Origin of the sequence: Microbacterium saperdae (assembly GCF_006716345.1) — a bacterium.
Taxonomy (GTDB): domain Bacteria; phylum Actinomycetota; class Actinomycetes; order Actinomycetales; family Microbacteriaceae; genus Microbacterium; species Microbacterium saperdae.
The window spans coordinates 1,824,763-1,844,608 of the sequence record NZ_VFOX01000001.1; the positions used below are offsets into that span (position 1 = coordinate 1,824,763).

Genomic DNA, 19,846 nt, shown 5'->3' on the forward strand with positions numbered 1-19,846 from the left:
GCAGCACCGTCTTCGCGACGATCCCGTCGCCTGATCAGGAGGTCCACCATGGCCGGACACCACAACAAGGGCATCATCGATCCCCCCATCGACAACCTGCTGGATCGAGTCGACTCCAAGTACGAGCTCGTGATCTACGCGTCCAAGCGTGCGCGCCAGATCAACGACTACTACTCCGACCTGCATGAGGGCAACCTCTTCGACAACGTGGGACCGCTGGTCGACTCCTCGGTCGAGGACAAGCCGCTCACGATCGCTCTGCACGAGATCAACGAGGACAAGCTCCGCCTGCGTCACGCGGAGTGATATTCGGGGCCGCGCCACCCACTCTGTCGGAGGCGCGGTCCAGAATGGGTGTACCAGCCCTTTCCCTGTCTCACCCCGTTCTGGAGCATCGATGAGCGCCCTGCGTCTGTTCACGTCCGAGTCCGTCACCGAAGGGCACCCGGACAAGATCTGCGACCAGATCTCGGACAGCATCCTCGACGGGCTCATCGCGAAAGACCGGGATTCCCGGGTCGCGGTCGAGACGCTCGTGACCACTGGTCTCGTGCATGTCGCGGGTGAGATCCGCACCGAGGCCTACGTCGACATCCCCACGATCGTCCGCCAGGTCGTGAACGGCATCGGCTACACGTCGAGCGACACCGGTTTCGACGGCGACTCGTGCGGCGTCAGCATCTCCGTCGGCGAGCAGTCCACCGACATCGCCCACGGCGTGGACAACGCCCAGGAGCACCGCGACGGCTCGTCCGTCGATCCGCTCGACGGCCTCGGCGCCGGCGACCAGGGCATCATGTTCGGGTTCGCGACGACCGAGACCCCGCAGCTCATGCCGATGGCCGCCTTCACGGCGCACCGTATCGCCGAGCGCCTCACCGAAGTGCGCCGCAGCGGCGAGCTGCCGTTCCTGCGTCCCGACGGCAAGACCCAGGTCACGCTCGGCTACGACGGTTTCACTCCGAAGACGGTCGACGCCGTGGTGGTCTCCACGCAGCACCACCCCGACATCTCGCAGGACGAGCTCCAGCAGCTCGTGCGCGCTCACGTCATCGATCCGGTCCTCGCGAACACCGGCCTCGATCTCGACGACGTGACCTATTACATCAACCCGGCAGGCCCGTTCGTGACCGGTGGTCCCAAGGGTGATGCGGGCCTCACCGGCCGCAAGATCATCATCGACACCTACGGTGGCGCCTCACGTCACGGCGGCGGTGCCTTCAGCGGCAAGGACCCGTCCAAGGTCGACCGGTCCGGTGCGTACGCCACCCGCTGGGTCGCGAAGAACGCCGTCGCCGCCGGACTCGCCGACCGTCTCGAAGTGCAGGTCGCCTACGCGATCGGAGTCGCGCGTCCCGTCGGGCTCTACGTCGAGACTTTCGGCACCGGCAAGGTGTCGGACGATGCCATCATCCGCGCGATCAACGATGTCTTCGACCTCCGCCCGCAGGCGATCATCGAGCAGCTGGACCTGCTGCGTCCGATCTACGCGAAGACCGCGGCATACGGGCACTTCGGACGAGAGCTGCCGGAGTTCACCTGGGAGCGCACCGATCGCGTCGAAGAGCTGCGCCGCGCTGCCGGTCTCTGATGGGGCTTCGGTTCCCATGACAGCGGAGAGCCGCCGCATCGCGCGGGTGCTCCTCGACTCACCGTTGCCGCAGCTGGACCGCCTCTTCGACTACTCGCTCCCCGCCGAACTCGGCGATGCTCCTCTGGGCGCGCGGATCAAGGTCCCGTTGCGCACCGCGGGGCGGGTGATCGACGGATACGTGGTCGAACTCGGTGTCGAAGACGATGCGGATCGTCCGCTCTCCGAGGTCGACAGCGTGGTGTCACCCGTCGCGGTGCTGCCCGAGCGACTGCACCGTCTCGCCAGACGTGTCGCCGACCGAGCAGCGGGGTCGGCGTCCGACATCCTCCGGCTCGTGATACCGAAGCGCCAGGTCCGGGTCGAGAAGGCGTGGACCGGCGATTCCCCCGTCACCGCTCCGGACCCGGAGGCGCTGGCGGGCGCCACCGCCCTGCTCGACGCCTACGACGGTCTGCTCGACGTTCTCGAGAATCACGGACGTGCAGCGGTGGAGGCGATTCCGGGAATCCGCGACGACGGGCCCGCCTGGGCCGCCCTGCTCGCAGCCACTGCCGTGCAGGCGCTGGGGGCGGGGGAGTCGTCGATCCTGATCGTCCCCGACCACCGCGATCTCGACCGGCTGCTCACGGCGCTCGCGCAGATCGCCCCCGATGAGACGATCATCCGCTACGACTCCCGGCAGACGAACCCTCAGCGGTACCGATCGTTCCTGCGCACGCTCGAGGATGCCCCCTGCATCGTCGTCGGCAACCGGTCCGCGGTCTACGCCCCGGTGCGCGCCGGACTCGTCGCGATCTGGGACGACGGCGACCCGCTTCTCGGCGAGCCTCTCGCGCCCTATGTCAACGCGCGCGATGCGGCGCTGTTGCGTCAGGAGCAGGAGGAGAGCGCCCTCCTGTTCGTCGGGCACACCCGGACGACCGATGTCGAGCGACTGGTCGCGCATGGGTGGCTGCGGGATGTGCGCGCGGCCCGACGTGTGCTTCCCCGTGTGGTGTTGAGCACGCCCCAGGAGATGGAGCAGCCGACCGCACAGCGCCTGCCCTCGTCGGCGTTCCTCGCGGCCCGCACGGCGGCGGCCGAGGGGCCGGTGCTCGTCCAGGTCTCCCGCCCGGGATTCTCGCCGTCGCTGGTGTGCGCCGAGTGCCGCGCGCCGGCCCGGTGCGCGCACTGCGGCGGTCCTCTGGGCGCCCGGCACCGTGGCGCAGTCCCGGTGTGCGGCTGGTGTGGACGGGGAGCACGGGCCTGGGCGTGCCCCTCGTGCTCATCGACGAAGCTGCGACTCGCCTCGTCCGGCAGCGAACGCACAGCCGACGAGCTCGGACGCGCGTTCCCCGGAGTGCGGGTGATCGTCGCCGACAGTGCGCATCCGGTCGAGCGCGTCGACGCGAAGCCGGCGCTCGTCGTCGCCACCCGCGGCGCCGAACCCCTCGCCGACGGCGGGTACCGGGCGGTCGTGCTCCTGGACGGTCCGCGCATGCTGCAGGCTCCCGACCTCCGTGTGGGGGAATCGTGCCTGCGCTGGTGGTCGAACGCGGCTGCCCTCGCCGCACCGGGAGCGCCCGTGCATCTGGTCGGCGTCGATGGCGGCACGGCACGCGCTCTCGCGACGTGGAACCAGGCGGGTTACGCGCGGTCGGAACTCGAGAGCAGAGCGCCTCTGCATATGCCGCCGACCGCCCGGGTCGCGTTGGTCGAGGGGACGGCAGCGGCGGTCTCCCGCGCGCTGATCGCACTCGGCGAACTCGCTCTCCCGCCCGATGCCGTGCTGGGGCCCGTACCGGTCGAGTCCGACGACGAGCCTCCGCGCGTGCGCGCACTCGTGCGTTTCGACTACGGCGCCGGCAGTCGCGTGGCGACCGTCCTGCGGGCGGCCGTGGTGGCCGAAGCGGTGGCCAGTCGCCGAGGGCGGGGGCGCAATCCGAGGAGCGCTCTCTCGGTTCGCCTCGATATCCTCGATCCAGAACTTTGATCCTTCCGGAGTACCTTCATGCGCCTCGTCTTCGCCGGCACGCCTTCTGCGGCCGTTCCCACCCTGCGTCGTCTGGCGCGGGACCACGACATCGTCGCGGCCGTCACCCGGCCCGATGCGCCGCTCGGGCGCAAGAGGGTCCTCACCCCGTCTCCGGTGGCGCAGGCCGCCGTGGAGCTCGGCATCCCCGTCATCACCGCGGCGCGGCTGGATGAGGAGGCGACGCAGCGCATCGCGGCACTCCAGCCGGAGCTGGGCGTGATCGTCGCCTACGGGGGATTGGTCCGTGAACCACTGCTGTCGACGCCGGATGCCGGATGGATCAACCTGCACTTCTCGCTGCTTCCGCAGTGGCGCGGTGCGGCACCGGTCCAGCGCGCGCTCATCGCGGGCGATGCGCAGCTGGGCGCGAGTGTCTTCCAGCTCGTGGCCGAGCTCGACGCGGGGGATGTGTTCGCTTCTCGCGTGGTCGATGTTCCGACGGGTGCGACCGCCGACCTCGCATTGGAGGCGCTGGCGATCGACGGAGCCGAGCTCACGGCCGCGGTCGTCTCCGGAATCGCTGCGGGCACGGCTCGAGCTGTTCCGCAGGAGGGCGAGCCGACGTTCGCCCCCAAGCTCTCGCTTCCCGACGGCCTCCTGGACTGGTCGCAGCCTGCGGAGCAGGTGTTCGCGCGCTTCCGCGGTGTGACACCCGAGCCCGGAGCCCACACCACGATCGACGGACAGCGCCTCAAGATCCTCGAGGCTTCACCCGCCACCGACGCCGAACCTCTCGAGCCCGGTGCCATCTCTGCCGCAAAGACGGCGGTGCTGTTCGGCACGGCCACCGCGCCGCTCGCCGTCACGCGCGTGCAGCCGGCCGGCAAGGGAGCCATGAACGCCGCGGACTGGTGGCGCGGCCAACGAGCAGCTGAAGGGGTGCGTGCCGGATCATGAGCGACGGTCAGCAGAACCGATCGAACAGGCGCCCTCAGGGGCGGTCCGGCGGCGGACGGCCGGCTGGTCCGCCGGCCCGGGGGCCACGGGGCCCGGTGCGCACGGTCCAGGCCGCGCGTCGGGTCGCCTTCGACGTGCTGCGCGCAGTATCCGACTCCGATGCCTACGCGAACCTCGTCCTGCCCACGGCGATCGCGGAGGCGGGGTTGGATCCGCAGGACGCGGCGCTCGCGACCGAGCTCACCTATGGCACGCTCCGGCGACGCGGCACCTACGACGCGATCATCGCCGCGGCCGCCGACCGCAGCACGGACGACATCGACCCGGTCGTGCTGGATGCGCTGCGCCTCGGTGTGCACCAGCTGCTCGCAACGCGGGTGGCATCTCACGCGGCGGTGAACGAGTCGGTCAACCTCGTCGCGACCGAGGGCGGTCGCGGGGCCTCGAGCTTCGCGAACGCGGTGCTCCGCCGAGTCACCCGGCAGACTCCGGAGGAGTGGCAGGAGCAGATCGAACGAGAAGCCCGGTCGGACGACGAGCGGCTGGCGTTGCGCTCGGCGCACCCGGTCTGGATCATCCGCGCTCTCCGGCGGGCTCTCGCGGCCGAGGACCGTGTCGACGAGCTGGAAGCACTGCTCGAGGCTGACAACGTCTCGCCCGAGGTGACTCTCGTGGCGCTGCCCGGTCTCGCCGAGCCGGGGGAGCCGCGACGGCCCTATGCCGCCACGGCGTACGGCTCGCCCGGCGGGGATCCCTATCGCATCGTCGCCGGATCAGGCGGCACGGTGCGAGTACAGGACGAAGGCTCCCAGCTCGTGGCGCTCGCTCTCGCGGCGGCAGCGCCGATCGGCGAGGGGGAGCGCTGGCTCGATCTCTGCGCGGGACCCGGTGGCAAGACCGCCCTGCTCGCGGCACTGGCTCACCCGCACGGCGTGATCGTCGAGGCGAACGAGGTCATCCCGACCAGGGCACGCCTGGTGCGCAATGCCCTGCGTGGCGTGCCGGGCGACGTGGTCGTGCACGAGGCGGACGGGCGCGAGTTCGCGGCTTCCCGACCAGGTGAGTTCGACCGCATCCTCGTCGACGCGCCGTGCACGGGACTCGGCGCGCTGCGTCGCCGTCCCGAGGCCCGGTGGCGGAAGAGCCCGGCCGACGTCGCCGAGCTCGTGCCCCTGCAGGTGGAGCTCCTGTCCGCGGCGGTCGAGGCTCTGGCCCCCGGCGGCATCGTCGCCTACGTCACGTGCTCGCCGCATCTGGCGGAGACCACGGGCGTGGTGCAGGACGTGCTCCGTTCACGCGAGGATCTGCGAGTCCTGGACGCGCGCGCCGTCGTCTCCGGGGTGGCGCTCGCGCCGATCGATCTGGCTGACGACGGCCGCTCCGAGCCCGGCACGGTGCAGCTCTGGCCGCACCGCCACGGCACTGACGCCATGTTCCTCGCGCTGTTGCAGCGCACACCACAGGGAGAGTAGAACCATGGATCTGCCCCGCGCCCCCCGTATCAACCCCAGCATCCTCGCCGCCGACTTCGTCAACCTGCAGGCTGACCTCGCCCGCATCGCGACTGCCGACTTCGCGCATGTCGACGTCATGGACAACCACTTCGTGCCGAACCTCACCTTCGGTCCGCAGATGGTCGAGCGCATCCAGGCGACCAGCCCGATCCCGCTCGACGTGCACCTGATGATCACCGATCCGGATCGGTGGGCACCCGAGTACGCGGAGATCGGCGCGGCGAGCGTGACCTTCCACCTCGAGGCTGCCGCCGACCCGGTGTCTCTCGCGCGGCGTCTGCGTGACATCGGCGCCCGCGCCGGGGTCGCGATCAAGCCGGGCACGCCTGTCGAGGGGCTGTACAGCGTGCTGGACGAGTTCGATCAGATCCTGGTGATGACCGTGGAGCCGGGATTCGGCGGGCAGGGATTCATGCCCGAGACCATGCCGAAGCTGCGCGCCCTGGCAGAAGAGGCGCGGCGTCGTGGCTCCCAGGTCTGGCTGCAGGTGGACGGCGGCATCTCCGATGCCACGATCGAGCAGGCGGCCGCTGCCGGGGCCGACACGTTCGTCGCCGGATCCGCGATCTACGGTGCGGATGACATCGAGGCGGCCGTCACTCGGCTCAGGGACCGCGCGCGAGCCGCTAGCCTGGAGGGGTGAAGACTTTCGACGAGCTGTTCGCTGAGCTCAGCGTCAAGGCCGAGACCCGCCCAGAGGGATCCGGCACTGTCGCAGAGCTCGACGGCGGTGTGCACACGATCGGCAAGAAGATCGTCGAAGAGGCCGCCGAGGTCTGGATGGCATCCGAGTACGAGTCCGAAGAGGCGGCCGCTGAGGAGATCTCCCAGCTGCTGTACCACCTGCAGGTGATGATGATCGCGAAGGGTCTCACCCTGCAGGACGTCTACCGACATCTGTGACGCGCTCCGTTCCTTCTCCTTCGAACTGAAAGCTGTTCATGCTGCGCATCGCCGTTCCCAACAAGGGCTCTCTCTCCGAGACCGCCGCTGAGATGCTCGCGGAGGCCGGCTACGCCGGTCGACGCGACCCCAAGACCCTGCACGTCATCGACGCCGACAACGACGTCGAGTTCTTCTTCCTGCGTCCCAAGGACATCGCCACCTACGTCGGATCCGGTGCGATCGATGTCGGCATCACGGGTCGCGACCTGCTGCTGGACGCGCGGATGCCGGGTGCCCGCGAGATCGAGGCGCTGGGCTTCGCCGGCTCCACGTTCCGGTTCGCCGCTCCCTCCGGCCGCTACACGGATGTGTCCGAGCTCGACGGGCTGCGCATCGCGACGTCGTACCCCGGCCTCGTCGACGCGTTCCTCGATGAGCGCGGCATCGCGGTCGACCTGGTGCCGCTCGACGGCGCGGTCGAGTCCGCCGTCCGTCTCGGCGTGGCGGATGCGGTCGCCGACGTGGTCGAGACCGGAACCACCCTGCGTCAGGCCGGACTCGACGTGTTCGGGCCCGTGATCCTCCAGTCCGAGGCTGTGCTCATCGCCGGTCCGGTCGATGCGGATGGTTCCGAGACGCTGCTGCGCCGTCTACGCGGCGTGATGGTGGCTCGCCGCTTCGTGATGATCGACTACGACCTTCCGCTCGCCCTGCTGGACGACGCCGTGAAGATCGCGGGCGGCGTCGAGTCGCCGACCGTCTCGCCGCTGCGCGACCCGGAGTGGGTGGCTGTGCGCGTCATGGTGGCGCGTGCGCGCGTGAACCCCGTCATGGACGCGCTGTACGCCCTCGGCGCCCGCGCCATCCTGGTCACGGCGATCCACAACGCGAGGCTCTGATGACTCTCGCCAGTCGTGTCATCCCGTGCCTCGACGTGGCCGACGGCCGCGTGGTCAAGGGCGTCAACTTCGAGAACCTCCGCGACATGGGCGACCCGGTCGAGCTCGCCAGGCACTACGCCGCGCAGGGTGCGGACGAGATCACCTTCCTCGACGTCACCGCCACGGTCGATGCGCGCGCCACGACCTTTGACGTGGTGCAGCGCACGGCCGAGCAGGTCTTCGTGCCGCTGACGGTCGGTGGGGGAGTGCGTACCGTCGACGATGTCGCGCGTCTGCTCTCCGTAGGCGCGGACAAGGTAGGCGTCAACTCCGCGGCGATCGCGCGGCCGGCACTGATCGGCGAGATCGCCGACCGGTTCGGCGCGCAGGTGCTCGTGCTGTCGCTCGACGTGAAGCGCGCGGACACGACTCCTTCCGGTTTCGTCGTCACGACCCACGGCGGACGTACGCAGACGACGCTGGACGCCGTGGAATGGGCACGCGAGGCCACGGAGCGCGGTGCCGGCGAGCTGCTCGTGAACTCGATCGACGCCGACGGCACCCGTGACGGCTTCGACCTGGAGCTGGTCCGGCTCATGCGCGAAGCCGCCTCGGTGCCGGTGATCGCTTCGGGCGGTGCCGGCGACGTCTCGCACTTCGCCCCGGCCATCAAGGCGGGCGCGGATGCCGTGCTCGCCGCCAGCGTGTTCCACACCGGCGCGCTCACGGTCGGAGATGTCAAGGATGCGTTGCGCGCAGAGGGAGTGGTCGTCCGATGAGTGACGTCGAGACACGGATCGCACAGGTCGCGTGGAATTCCGACGGCCTGGCCCCGGTGATCGTGCAGCAGTGGGACACGCTCGAGGTGCTGATGCTGGCCTGGGTCGACGCGGAGGCGCTGCGGCGCACACTGACCACCGGCCGCGTCACCTACTGGTCGCGCTCCCGTCAGGAGTACTGGCGCAAGGGCGACACCTCCGGCAACATCCAGGTCGTGCACGACGCCCGACTCGATTGCGACGGCGACGCCATCCTGCTCCGCGTCGACCAGACCGGGCCCGCATGCCACACCGGAACGCGCACCTGCTTCGACACGACGGACCTCGAAGCGGTCCCCGGGAGCAGCGCCGTATGAACATCGTCCGACGTGGCCGTTCGCTTTCGGTCTCCGGATTCCTCCTCGCCGGTGCGATCGGGATCATCTCCTCCACGCAGACCTGGGTCACGGTGGAGCGTGCGGATGCCGGCGAAGCGATCCTCGTCCCTGGAGCGTCTGCGCTGGTGCTGCTCGCGCCCCTCAGCCTCGCGGTGCTCGCACTCGGTGCGGCGCTTTCGATCGCGGGACGCCCTGTGCGTCTCGTGTTCGGCGTGCTGGCAGGAGTCTGCGCGGTCTTCCTGGGCTGGTCCACGCTGCAGCTGCTGATCTCGGTACCGGAGTCGGCGATCGGCCCGACGGTGACCGAGGTGACGGGGCTTGCCGGCAGCACCGCACTGGGCGATGTCGTGCAGTCGGCCGTGCCGACGGCCTGGCCCGTCATCGCTCTGTTCGGCTGGGTGATCCTGCTCCTCGCATCGCTGCTGGTGCTGTTCACCTGGCGGAAGTGGAAGGTCGGCGGGCGGCGTTACCGCACCGCGACTGCTGACGGTCCGGCACATGACGGCCCCGTCGACGCGATCGATTCCTGGGACGACCTGTCCCGCGGAACCGATCCCACGCGTTGACACCGATAGACTGAACCCGATCCCGTAGTCGTCCCCGGAGGAGAACATGACCAACCCGATCGCCGACCCCGGCCACGGACACTCGCCGGCGGCCTGGACCGCCGTGATCATCATGCTCGTCGGCTTCACGGTCGGCACGCTGGCGTTCTGCCTGGCGGAGTTCAGCCCCGTCTGGGTCGCCCTCATCTGGGTCTCTGCGGCTCTCATCCCCATCGGAGCGCTCGTGGGCTGGGTGCTCGCACGCGCCGGCTACGGCGTGAAGGGCCCCAAGTACTCTCCGAAGGCGCACTAGTGGTCCTCGCCGACCTGACGGCCGGCGCAGTCGCTGACGCCGAACGTCGTGCGCAGTCGCGTCCGTTGGCGCAGGTCGAGAGCGATGCCCTCGCCCGTCCCGCCGCCAAGGATGCTCTGTCCTTCCTCGCTCCCGCGGATCGAGTGAAGATCATCGCCGAGGTGAAGCGCGCGAGCCCGTCACGTGGTCCGCTCGCGTCGATCCCCGACCCGGCGCTCCAGGCCTCGCTGTACGAGACCGGTGGCGCCTCGGCGATCAGCGTGCTCACCGAGGAGCGCCGCTTCGGTGGCAGCCTCGCCGATCTCGAGGCCGTCACGGCCCGGGTCTCGGTTCCGGTGCTGCGCAAGGACTTCATCGCAACCCGCTACCAGGTGCTCGAGGCGCGTTCCGCGGGTGCCGATCTCGTTCTGCTCATCGTCGCCGGGCTCGACCGTTCGGTGCTGGAGGAGCTGTTCGCGTTCATCACCGAGCTCGGCATGACGCCGCTCGTCGAGACCCACTCCGCAGACGAGCTGGAAGTCGCGATCGACCTCGGCGCGCCGCTGATCGGCGTGAACGCCCGCGACCTCACGACGCTCGAGCTGGATCGCGATCTCTTCGGTCGTCTCTCCGACCGCATCCCCGACACCGCGGTCAAGATCGCCGAGTCCGCGGTGCTGTCACCGGAAGACGTCACCCACTACCGTTCGGCCGGTGCCGACGTGGTCCTGATCGGTGAGGCTCTCGTCACGGGCGACCCTGTCGCCACGTTGACGCGTTTCCTCGACGCCGGATCCATCGCACTGCCCGGCAGGAAGAAGACACCGTGAGCCTGCGCGACCAGCATGGTCCCTACTTCGGTGATTTCGGCGGACGTTTCATGCCGGAATCCCTCATCGCCGCGATCGATGAGCTCACGGCGGCGTACACCGCGGCCGTCGCCGATCCCGAGTTCCGCGCGGAGCTTGCTCATCTGCTGAGCTCCTACGCGGGGCGTCCCTCCGCGATCACCGAGGTCGCCCGGTTCGCCGAGCATGCCGGGGGAGCGCGCGTCTTCCTCAAGCGCGAGGACCTCAACCACACGGGCTCGCACAAGATCAACAACGTGCTCGGGCAGGCGCTGCTCACCAAGCGCCTCGGCAAGACCCGCGTGATCGCCGAGACCGGTGCCGGCCAGCACGGTGTGGCGACGGCCACCGCCGCCGCACTGTTCGGCCTCGACTGCACGATCTACATGGGTGAGGTCGACACCGAGCGCCAGGCGCTCAATGTCGCCCGGATGCGTCTGCTCGGTGCCGAGGTCGTGGCGGTGACGTCCGGATCGCGCACGCTCAAGGACGCGATCAACGACGCCTACCGCGACTGGGTGGCCTCGGTCGAGACGACCAACTACATCTTCGGCACCGCGGCGGGTCCGCATCCGTTCCCCGCGATGGTCCGCGACTTCCAGAAGATCATCGGTGAAGAGGCACGCGAACAGCTCCTCACCGAGGTCGGACGCCTTCCCGACGTCGTCGTCGCCTGCGTCGGCGGGGGTTCCAACGCCATCGGCATGTTCGACGCGTTCCTCGACGACGAGGGCGTGAAGCTCTACGGCGTCGAGGCGGCAGGGGACGGCGTCGACACGCCGAAGCACGCCGCATCGATCGAGCGCGGTCGCCCTGGCGTGCTGCACGGCTCCCGCACGTACGTCCTGCAGGACGAGGACGGGCAGACCATCGAGTCGCACTCCATCTCGGCAGGACTCGACTACCCCGGCGTCGGCCCGGAGCACTCATGGCTGGCCGACATCGGTCGCGCCGAGTACATCCCGGCGACGGACGACGAAGCCATGCAGGCGCTCCGTCTGCTCAGCAGGACCGAGGGGATCATCCCCGCCATCGAGTCCGCGCACGCACTGGCTGGCGCCCTGCGCATCGGTCGCGAGCTCGGGCCCGACGCCGTGATCGCGGTCTGTCTCTCGGGCCGTGGTGACAAGGACATGGACACGGCAGCCCGGTACTTCGACCTGTACGACGCGGCCGCACTCGCGCACGACGTGACCGAGGAGAGCGCCGAGCAGGACGCCGCCTCGAAAGGGGAGCCGGAGCTATGAGTCGCGTCGAACAGGCCATCGCCGCCGCGCACGATGCCGGCCGCAGCGCGTTCGTCGGGTATCTTCCCGTCGGCTTCCCCGACCTGCAGACGAGTATCGACGCCGCGATCACGCTCGCGCGGAACGGCGTCGACATCATCGAGCTCGGCCCGCCCTACAGCGATCCGGTGATGGACGGGGCCGTGATCCAGGAGGCGACGACGCTGGCGCTGGCGGCCGGATTCAAGACCGCCGATCTGTTCACCGCGCTGCGCGCCATCACGGCTGAGGTCGACGTGCCCGTTCTCGTCATGACGTACTGGAACCCCGTGCTCCAGTACGGCATCGATCGTTACGCCGACGACCTCCTCGCCGCCGGCGGTGCAGGTCTGATCACCCCGGACATCACGCCGGAAGAGGCAGGGGAGTGGATCGCCGCCAGCGAGCGCACCGGCCTCGACCGCGTGTTCCTCGCCGCGCCCACCTCCTCGGACGCCCGTCTCGACCTCGTCGTGCAGGCGTCGACCGGCTTCGTCTACACGGTCTCCACCATGGGGATCACGGGCGAGCGCACCGAACTCGATCGTGCCGCCCGCACACTGGTCGGTCGACTGCGTGAGCACGGGGCCACCCGCGCCTGCGTCGGCATCGGCATCTCGACGGCCGAACAGATCTCCGGGGTGTCCGAGTACGCAGACGGCGCCATCGTCGGCACCGCGCTGGTCCGCGCCCTGCGTGACGGCGGAATCCCCGCCCTCGCAGAAGTCACCCGAAACCTGGCCTCCGGCACGTCGTCGGCACGCCCCGTACACGAGAACTAGAATCGCACTCATGTCCCTTGCGCTCCACACCTTCAACGGCGTGCTCGCCAGCATCCCGAGCCCTCCCGTGTCCTACATCGACCTGGGCCCGATCCGCATCCACTTCTACGCGCTGTGCATCATCGCCGGCATCATCGCCGCCGCGCTGATCACGAACCACCGCCTCACCAAGCGCGGAGCGGAGCCGTGGGTCGTGATCGACATCTCGATCCTCGCGGTTCCGCTGGCGATCATCGGAGCGCGCATCTTCCACGTGCTCACCCACCCGAACTTCTACTTCGGCGAGGGCAAGAACACCTGGAACCCCTTCGAGCCCGGATCCGTCTGGGCCATCTGGGAGGGTGGCATCGCGATCTTCGGCGCCCTCATCGGTGGTGCGATCGGTGCGTACCTCGGCTGCAAGTGGACGGGCATCCGCTTCTGGACGTTCGCCGATGCCCTCGCCCCCGGTCTTCTGCTCGCACAGGCGATGGGCCGCTTCGGCAACTGGTTCAACCACGAGCTCTTCGGTCTGCCGACCGACCTGCCCTGGGGCCTGGAGATCGAGTCGACGAACTCGGCCTTCCCTCCCGGCCTGCCCGAGGGCACGCTGTTCCACCCGACCTTCCTCTACGAGGTGCTGTGGAACGGCCTCGGCGTCCTCGTGCTGCTGTGGCTCGGCCGCAAGCTCTTCTTCCAGTGGGGTCGTCTGTTCGCGATCTACCTGATCTGGTACAGCGCCGGCCGCGTGGTCTGGGAGTCGATCCGCATCGATCCGAGCGAGATCATCCTCGGTCTGCGCAGCAACGTCTGGGCCGCCATCATCGGCATCGTGGTGGGCCTCGCGATCCTCGTCGTACAGACGCGCCGTCACCCCGGACTGGAGCCTTCGCCGTACCAGCCGGGTCGCGGACGGAAGGATGTCGACGCTGATGTAGAATCACAGGACAATCCCTCCGATTTCGTGGACGTGAGCGAGCCTCCGTCCGAAGAGATCACCGCTGGAGCCAGCGCCACAAGCACCGCTCCCTCGGACGCGGAAGGCTCGCGATAGCCTCTGGTCCGCGAGGACCCCACTGCATTCGCCCGGCCAATGACGTCCCCGGGTCATCTGAAGATCTGAGGACGGTACCGCATGGCATCGAGCGACCTCCGCTCACCTGTCGGGATGGATTTCCCGGCGAAACAGGGCATGTACAACCCTGCGTTCGAGAAGGACGCCTGTGGCCTCGCCATGGTCGCGACGCTGCGCGGCACGGCAGGGCACGACATCATCGCTCTCGCCCTGGAGGCGCTGCGCAACCTGGAGCACCGCGGAGCTATCGGCTCGGATGCCGGTACCGGTGACGGTGCGGGCATCCTGACGCAGATGCCCGACGAGTTCCTGCGGGCGGTCACGAGCTTCGAGCTGCCTCCGGTGGGGGAGTACGCCGTGGGACTGGCGTTCCTTCCGCGTGATTCCAGCGAGCGCCGCCAGCAGAAGGCCGGCATCGAGAAGATCGCCCGCTCCGAGGGACTTCGCGTCCTCGGGTGGCGCGAGGTCCCGACGGTCAACGAGCACCTCGGCAAGCTGGCCGACGAGGCCCGCCCCGCATTCGAGCAGCTGTTCGTCAGTGCCGGTGGCGCGACACACTCCGACGCGCCGCTCACCGGCATCGCGCTGGACCGCGTCGCCTATCGTCTGCGCAAGCGTGCAGGCCATGAGCTCGGCGCGTACTTCGTGTCGCTCTCCAGCCGCACGCTGGGCTACAAGGGCATGGTCACGACGCTGCAGCTCGAGCCGTTCTACCCGGACCTGCAGGATGAGCGCTTCGCGTCGGAGCTCGCGGTCGTGCACTCCCGGTACTCGACCAACACCTTCCCGTCCTGGCCTCTCGCGCAGCCGCTGCGCATGCTCGCGCACAACGGCGAGATCAACACGGTCGGCGGCAACCGCAACTGGATGCGCGCGCGTCAATCGCAGCTCGAGTCCGAGCTGCTGGGCGACGTGTCACCGCTGCTCCCGATCTGCACCGACGGCGCCAGTGACTCCGCGTCGTTCGACGAGGTGCTCGAACTCCTGACTCTCACGGGTCGCAGCCTGCCCCACGCGATCATGATGATGGTCCCCGAGGCCTATGAGAAGCAGTCCGACATCTCGCCGGAGCTGCGTTCGTTCTACGAGTACCACTCGAACCAGATGGAGCCGTGGGACGGCCCCGCCGCGCTCATCTTCACCGACGGGACGCTCGTCGGAGCGACCCTCGACCGCAACGGCCTGCGTCCCGGCCGCTGGACCGAGACCACCGACGGCCTGATCGTGATCGGTTCGGAGACCGGTGTGCTGAAGTTCGAACCGGAGCGCATCAAGCGCCGCGGTCGCCTGCAGCCGGGCAAGATGTTCCTCGTCGACACGGCCCAGCGCCGCATCATCAGCGACCAGGAACTCAAACAGGATCTGGCCACCATGCACCCGTGGCAGGAATGGCTCGACGCCGGCGCCGTGCGCCTCGCCGACCTGCCCGAGCGCGAGCACATCGTGCACCCGCCTGCCTCCATCACCCGGCGTCAGCGCACCTTCGGTTACACCGAGGAAGAGGTGCGCATCCTGCTGACCCCGATGGGGCAGAACGGTGTCGAGCCGCTCGGCGCCATGGGATCCGACACTCCGATCGCGGTGCTCAGCAAGCGTCCTCGGCTGTTGTTCGACTACTTCACGCAGCAGTTCGCGCAGGTCACGAACCCGCCGCTCGACTCGATCCGTGAAGAGGTCGTCACCAGCCTGAAGCTCGGTCTCGGACCGGAGAGCAACCTGTTGTCCTGGGGCCCCGAGCACACCCGCACGGTGTCGCTCGACTTCCCGGTGATCGACAACGACGAGCTCGCGAAGATCCGCCACATCGACAAGGCGCTCCCCGATCGCTCCAGTGTCACGATCCGTGGTCTGTACCACTTCGACGCGGGTCCCGAGACCCTGCAGGACCGTCTCGCCGAGATGTGCGCCGAGGCCGACGCGGCCATCGAGAGCGGTGCCGAGTTCATCATCCTGTCGGACCGCGACTCGAACAAGGACCTGACGCCGATCCCCTCGCTGCTCATGGTCTCGGCGATCCACCACCACCTGATCCGCCGCGAGAACCGCATGAAGGTCGGTCTGATCGTGGAGGCCGGTGACGTCCGCGAGGTCCACCACGTCGCCACGCTGATCGGCTACGGAGCCTCCGCGATCAACCCGTACCTGGCGATGGAGACCGTGGAGCACCTCGTGCGCACCGGCTACATCAACGGGATCACGCCGGAGAAGGCCGTCCGCAACCTGATCTACGCCCTCGGCAAGGGCGTGCTCAAGATCATGTCGAAGATGGGCATCTCCACCGTCTCGTCCTACGCCGGTGCGCAGGTCTTCGAAGCAGTGGGGCTCAGCCAGGAGTTCATCGACGCCTACTTCACCCGTACCGAGTCCAAGCTCGGCGGCATCGGGATCGAAGAGATCTTCGCGGAGAACCAGGCGCGGCACGACTACGCCTACCCGGAGGACGCGGCGGCGCGGGCGCATGAGCGCCTGTGGACCGGTGGCGAGTACCAGTGGCGGCGTGACGGCTCTCCGCATCTCTTCAGCCCGGAGACGGTGTTCAAGCTGCAGCACTCGACCCGTACCCGGCGCTACGACATCTTCCGCGAGTACACCAAGCTCGTCGACGACCAGGCCGCAGAGCTCAAGACGCTGCGCGGACTCTTCACGCTGCGCACGGGAACTCGCAAGCCGGTGCCGCTCGACGAGGTCGAGTCCGTGTCCGACATCGTGAAGCGCTTCTCGACCGGTGCGATGAGCTACGGCTCGATCTCCCGTGAGGCGCACGAGACGCTGGCGATCGCGATGAACAGCATCGGCGGCAAGTCCAACACGGGTGAAGGCGGCGAGGACCCCGACCGTCTGGTCGACCCCGCGCGCCGCAGCTCGATCAAGCAGGTCGCGTCCGGTCGATTCGGTGTCACCAGCCTCTACCTCACCGAGGCGGATGACATCCAGATCAAGCTCGCGCAGGGTGCCAAGCCCGGCGAGGGCGGGCAGCTGCCGCCGACCAAGGTGTACCCGTGGGTGGCGCGCACGCGCCACGCGACCGCCGGCGTCGGTCTCATCTCGCCGCCGCCGCACCACGACATCTACTCGATCGAAGACCTCAAGCAGCTCATCTTCGACCTGAAGCGTGCGAACCCCGAGGCGCGCATCCACACCAAGCTGGTCAGCCAGTCGGGTATCGGTGCGGTCTCCGCGGGTGTGGCCAAGGCGCTCAGCGACGTCATCCTGGTCTCCGGGCACGACGGCGGCACGGGCGCGAGCCCGCTCAACTCCCTCAAGCACGCGGGAACGCCCTGGGAGCTCGGTCTCGCCGAGACGCAGCAGACGCTCATGCTCAACGGCATGCGCGACCGCGTGGTCGTGCAGGTCGACGGTCAGCTCAAGACCGGTCGTGACGTGATCATCGGCGCTCTGCTGGGCGCGGAGGAGTTCGGCTTCGCCACGGCGCCGCTCGTGGTCAGCGGCTGCATCATGATGCGCGTGTGCCACCTCGACACCTGCCCGGTGGGTGTCGCGACACAGAACCCTGCGCTGCGCGAACGCTTCACCGGCAAGCCCGAGTTCGTCGTGAACTTCATGGAGTTCATCGCGGAAGAAGTGCGTGAACTGCTCGCCGAGCTCGGTTTCCGGTCGATCGACGAGATCGTCGGTCGTGCCGATCTGATCGAGGTCAACGCGGCGGTCGACCACTGGAAGGCGGACGGACTCGACCTGAGCCCGATCCTCGACGGTCCCGCCTTCCCGGCCGGCGAACCGCGCCGTAGCGGCCGCACGCAGGACCACGAGCTCGAGAAGCACTTCGACGTGCAGCTCATCGACATCGCGAAGGGCTCGCTCCTCAACGGAGAGCCGGTCGTCGTCGAGCTGCCGATCGCGAACACCGAGCGCGCCGTCGGCACCATGCTCGGTCACCAGGTGACGTCGCGTCACGGTGCAGACGGGCTGCCGCGCGAGACCATCGACGTGACACTGCACGGCACCGCCGGGCAGTCGCTCGGTGCGTTCCTGCCGCCGGGCATCATCCTGCGACTCGAGGGCGATGCGAACGACTACGTCGGCAAGGGCCTCTCGGGTGGTGACATCACCATCCGTCCGCCGCGCGGCTCGGCGATCACCCCGCAGGAGAACGTGATCGCGGGCAACGTGATCGGTTACGGTGCCACGTCGGGAACCATGTTCATCTCCGGTGTGGTCGGCGAACGCTTCCTGGTGCGCAACTCCGGCGCCACCGCGGTCGTCGAGGGCGTGGGCGACCACGCACTCGAGTACATGACCGGTGGCCTCGCGGTGATCCTGGGCACGACGGGACGCAACTTCGGCGCCGGCATGTCCGGGGGAGTGGCGTACGTGCACGCGCTCGACACCGGCAAGGTCAATTCCCAGTCCCTCGGCAGCGGCGAACTGCTCCTCGAGCAGCTCGACCGTGCCGATCTCGAGGTGCTCCGCAGCCTGTTGGTGGAGCACGTCGAGCGCACCGCGTCTCCGCTGGCATCCGAACTGCTCTCGCGGTTCGAGGTCGCGGCGACCGAGTTCGTGAAGGTGCTCCCGCGTGACTTCGCCGCCGTGCGGAGCATGCGTGAAGAAGCAGTCGCCGAGGGGATCGACCCCGATGGCGACATCGTCTGGAACCGCATCCTGGAGGTGACCGGTGGCTGATCCCAAAGGTTTTCTGAAGGTCACCGAGCGGGAGGTTCCCGCCCGGCGTCCTGTCCCGGTCCGCATCATGGACTGGAAAGAGGTCTACGAGCCCGGAGACCAGGCCGTCCTGCGCCGTCAGGCCGGGCGGTGCATGGACTGCGGCGTGCCGTTCTGTCACTCGGGATGCCCCCTGGGCAACCTGATCCCGGAGTGGAACGACCTGACCTGGCGTGGCGAGGGTCGCGCGGCGATCGATCGCCTGCACGCGACGAACAACTTCCCCGAGTTCACCGGGCGTCTGTGCCCGGCACCGTGCGAGAGCTCCTGCGTGCTCGGCATCAACCAGCCGGCTGTCACGATCAAGCAGATCGAAGTCTCGATCATCGATGAGGCCTTCGCCAAGGGATGGGTCGAGCCGCAGCCGCCGGCCCGCCTGACCGGCAAGACGGTCGCCGTCGTCGGATCGGGCCCCGCCGGACTCGCCGCGGCTCAGCAGCTGACGCGTGCCGGTCACACCGTCGCCGTCTTCGAGCGCGACGACCGCATCGGCGGCCTGCTGCGCTACGGCATCCCTGACTTCAAGATGGAGAAGGGGCAGCTCGAGTCCCGACTGCGTCAGATGCAGGAAGAGGGCACCCGCTTCCGTGCCGGTGTGGAGATCGGCAAGGACATCTCCTGGCCCGACCTGCGCGCCCGCTACGACGCCGTCGTGATCGCGACGGGATCCACGGTGCCGCGTGACCTCTCCATCCCCGGTCGCGACCTCGATGGCGTGCACTTCGCCATGGAGTACCTGGTCGAGTCGAACCACGCCGTCGCCGGCGACAAGGTCACCGACCAGATCAGCGCCGAGGGCAAGCACGTCATCGTGATCGGTGGCGGTGACACCGGTGCGGACTGCATCGGCACCGCGCACCGTCAGGGCGCGCTGAGCGTCACCAACCTCGCGATCGGCACGCAGCCGGGCACCGAGCGCCCCGACCACCAGCCGTGGCCGATGATGCCGACCGTGTTCGAGGTCTCCTCGGCGCACGAAGAGGGCGGCGAGCGGGTCTTCCTGGCCTCCACCGTCGAGTTCCTCTCCAACGAGGTCGGCGAGGTGCGGGCGCTCCGCGTCGCCGAGACCGAGTACATCGACGGACGCCGTGTTCCCAAGAGCGGCACCGAGCGCGAGATCCCCGCGGACCTCGTCCTCATCGCCATGGGCTTCACCGGACCGGAACAGGACGGCTACACCGAGGAGACCCGTCCGCAGACGACGGACCGCGGTGCCTTCGTGCGCGACTCCTCGTACGAGTCGACCGTCCCCGGCGTCTTCGTGGCCGGCGACGCCGGTCGCGGCCAGTCGCTCATCGTCTGGGCGATCGCGGAGGGCCGTGCGGCCGCTGCGAACGTCGATCGCTTCCTCATGGGCAGCACCGTGCTGCCCGAGCCGGTGCGCCCGAGTGATGTCGCGCTCGGCCTTCAGCCCGCGTAGGCTGAGCCGCGGCGCTTGC

18 protein-coding genes are annotated in these 19,846 nt (G+C 68.9%); all 18 read left to right on the plus strand.

What is annotated here, in order from left to right; translation table 11 throughout:
- Positions 1-48 precede the first annotated feature (48 nt).
- The 18 genes from rpoZ to FB560_RS08770 all read left to right on the plus strand — a co-directional run bounded on the left by rpoZ (position 49) and on the right by FB560_RS08770 (position 19,827).
- Complete coding sequence (gene rpoZ / locus FB560_RS08685; protein ID WP_045280265.1) at positions 49-306, plus strand: DNA-directed RNA polymerase subunit omega; 258 nt, start codon at positions 49-51, stop codon at positions 304-306.
- 91 nt (positions 307-397) lie between these two features.
- The gene (gene metK, locus FB560_RS08690) at positions 398-1,591 is read left to right on the plus strand and encodes a methionine adenosyltransferase (protein ID WP_141871993.1); all 1,194 of its coding nucleotides are present in this window, start codon (positions 398-400) and stop codon (positions 1,589-1,591) included.
- A 16-nt stretch (positions 1,592-1,607) separates the two neighbouring features.
- Entirely contained in the window at positions 1,608-3,566 is a 1,959-nt protein-coding gene (locus FB560_RS08695) for a primosomal protein N' family DNA-binding protein (RefSeq protein WP_141871994.1), read from the plus strand.
- A gap of 18 nt (positions 3,567-3,584) precedes the next feature.
- Positions 3,585-4,505: a methionyl-tRNA formyltransferase gene (gene fmt / locus FB560_RS08700; protein WP_141871995.1), complete on the plus strand. Its 921-nt coding sequence runs from the start codon at positions 3,585-3,587 to the stop codon at positions 4,503-4,505.
- On the plus strand, positions 4,502-5,977 hold the full coding sequence (locus tag FB560_RS08705; RefSeq protein WP_141871996.1) for an RsmB/NOP family class I SAM-dependent RNA methyltransferase: 1,476 nt from the start codon (positions 4,502-4,504) through the stop codon (positions 5,975-5,977). Before fmt ends, FB560_RS08705 begins: the two co-directional genes overlap by 4 nt.
- 4 nt (positions 5,978-5,981) lie before the next feature.
- On the plus strand, positions 5,982-6,662 hold the full coding sequence (rpe, locus tag FB560_RS08710) for a ribulose-phosphate 3-epimerase (protein ID WP_141871997.1): 681 nt from the start codon (positions 5,982-5,984) through the stop codon (positions 6,660-6,662).
- Entirely contained in the window at positions 6,659-6,922 is a 264-nt protein-coding gene (locus FB560_RS08715) for a phosphoribosyl-ATP diphosphatase (RefSeq protein WP_141871998.1), read from the plus strand. The genes rpe and FB560_RS08715 overlap by 4 nt, the downstream gene beginning before the upstream one ends.
- A 38-nt stretch (positions 6,923-6,960) precedes the next feature.
- Complete coding sequence (gene hisG / locus FB560_RS08720) at positions 6,961-7,803, plus strand: ATP phosphoribosyltransferase (RefSeq protein WP_141871999.1); 843 nt, start codon at positions 6,961-6,963, stop codon at positions 7,801-7,803.
- Positions 7,803-8,564, plus strand: coding sequence for an imidazole glycerol phosphate synthase subunit HisF (gene hisF, locus FB560_RS08725; protein WP_141872000.1), 762 nt, complete (start codon positions 7,803-7,805; stop codon positions 8,562-8,564). Before hisG ends, hisF begins: the two co-directional genes overlap by 1 nt.
- Positions 8,561-8,920 (plus strand): phosphoribosyl-AMP cyclohydrolase, encoded by a 360-nt coding sequence (gene hisI / locus FB560_RS08730; protein ID WP_141872001.1) that lies wholly within the window; start codon positions 8,561-8,563, stop codon positions 8,918-8,920. Before hisF ends, hisI begins: the two co-directional genes overlap by 4 nt.
- Positions 8,917-9,507: a Trp biosynthesis-associated membrane protein gene (locus FB560_RS08735; protein WP_141872002.1), complete on the plus strand. Its 591-nt coding sequence runs from the start codon at positions 8,917-8,919 to the stop codon at positions 9,505-9,507. Before hisI ends, FB560_RS08735 begins: the two co-directional genes overlap by 4 nt.
- A gap of 46 nt (positions 9,508-9,553) precedes the next feature.
- Positions 9,554-9,799 (plus strand): DUF6704 family protein, encoded by a 246-nt coding sequence (locus tag FB560_RS08740; RefSeq protein ID WP_141872003.1) that lies wholly within the window; start codon positions 9,554-9,556, stop codon positions 9,797-9,799.
- Positions 9,799-10,608, plus strand: a complete 810-nt coding sequence (trpC, locus tag FB560_RS08745; protein WP_141872004.1) for an indole-3-glycerol phosphate synthase TrpC — start codon at positions 9,799-9,801, stop codon at positions 10,606-10,608. Before FB560_RS08740 ends, trpC begins: the two co-directional genes overlap by 1 nt.
- Positions 10,605-11,873 carry a tryptophan synthase subunit beta gene (gene trpB / locus FB560_RS08750; protein ID WP_141872005.1) on the plus strand — a complete coding sequence of 423 codons (1,269 nt, stop codon included), beginning with the start codon at positions 10,605-10,607 and terminating at the stop codon, positions 11,871-11,873. The genes trpC and trpB overlap by 4 nt, the downstream gene beginning before the upstream one ends.
- The gene (gene trpA / locus FB560_RS08755) at positions 11,870-12,673 is read left to right on the plus strand and encodes a tryptophan synthase subunit alpha (protein WP_141872006.1); all 804 of its coding nucleotides are present in this window, start codon (positions 11,870-11,872) and stop codon (positions 12,671-12,673) included. Before trpB ends, trpA begins: the two co-directional genes overlap by 4 nt.
- A gap of 10 nt (positions 12,674-12,683) precedes the next feature.
- Positions 12,684-13,706, plus strand: coding sequence for a prolipoprotein diacylglyceryl transferase (gene lgt, locus FB560_RS08760; protein ID WP_141872007.1), 1,023 nt, complete (start codon positions 12,684-12,686; stop codon positions 13,704-13,706).
- 81 nt (positions 13,707-13,787) lie between these two features.
- The gene (gene gltB, locus FB560_RS08765; protein ID WP_229673152.1) at positions 13,788-18,368 is read left to right on the plus strand and encodes a glutamate synthase large subunit; all 4,581 of its coding nucleotides are present in this window, start codon (positions 13,788-13,790) and stop codon (positions 18,366-18,368) included.
- Positions 18,361-19,827, plus strand: coding sequence for a glutamate synthase subunit beta (locus FB560_RS08770; RefSeq protein WP_141872008.1), 1,467 nt, complete (start codon positions 18,361-18,363; stop codon positions 19,825-19,827). The genes gltB and FB560_RS08770 overlap by 8 nt, the downstream gene beginning before the upstream one ends.
- Positions 19,828-19,846: the final 19 nt, after the last annotated feature.

Coding starts and splice junctions, on each gene's coding strand:
- rpoZ (WP_045280265.1), top strand. CDS start 49: ATGGCCGGACACCACAACAAGGGCATCATCGATCCCCCCATCGACAAC.
- metK (WP_141871993.1), top strand. CDS start 398: ATGAGCGCCCTGCGTCTGTTCACGTCCGAGTCCGTCACCGAAGGGCAC.
- FB560_RS08695 (WP_141871994.1), top strand. CDS start 1,608: ATGACAGCGGAGAGCCGCCGCATCGCGCGGGTGCTCCTCGACTCACCG.
- fmt (WP_141871995.1), top strand. CDS start 3,585: ATGCGCCTCGTCTTCGCCGGCACGCCTTCTGCGGCCGTTCCCACCCTG.
- FB560_RS08705 (WP_141871996.1), top strand. CDS start 4,502: ATGAGCGACGGTCAGCAGAACCGATCGAACAGGCGCCCTCAGGGGCGG.
- rpe (WP_141871997.1), top strand. CDS start 5,982: ATGGATCTGCCCCGCGCCCCCCGTATCAACCCCAGCATCCTCGCCGCC.
- hisG (WP_141871999.1), top strand. CDS start 6,961: ATGCTGCGCATCGCCGTTCCCAACAAGGGCTCTCTCTCCGAGACCGCC.
- hisF (WP_141872000.1), top strand. CDS start 7,803: ATGACTCTCGCCAGTCGTGTCATCCCGTGCCTCGACGTGGCCGACGGC.
- hisI (WP_141872001.1), top strand. CDS start 8,561: ATGAGTGACGTCGAGACACGGATCGCACAGGTCGCGTGGAATTCCGAC.
- FB560_RS08735 (WP_141872002.1), top strand. CDS start 8,917: ATGAACATCGTCCGACGTGGCCGTTCGCTTTCGGTCTCCGGATTCCTC.
- FB560_RS08740 (WP_141872003.1), top strand. CDS start 9,554: ATGACCAACCCGATCGCCGACCCCGGCCACGGACACTCGCCGGCGGCC.
- trpA (WP_141872006.1), top strand. CDS start 11,870: ATGAGTCGCGTCGAACAGGCCATCGCCGCCGCGCACGATGCCGGCCGC.
- lgt (WP_141872007.1), top strand. CDS start 12,684: ATGTCCCTTGCGCTCCACACCTTCAACGGCGTGCTCGCCAGCATCCCG.
- gltB (WP_229673152.1), top strand. CDS start 13,788: ATGGCATCGAGCGACCTCCGCTCACCTGTCGGGATGGATTTCCCGGCG.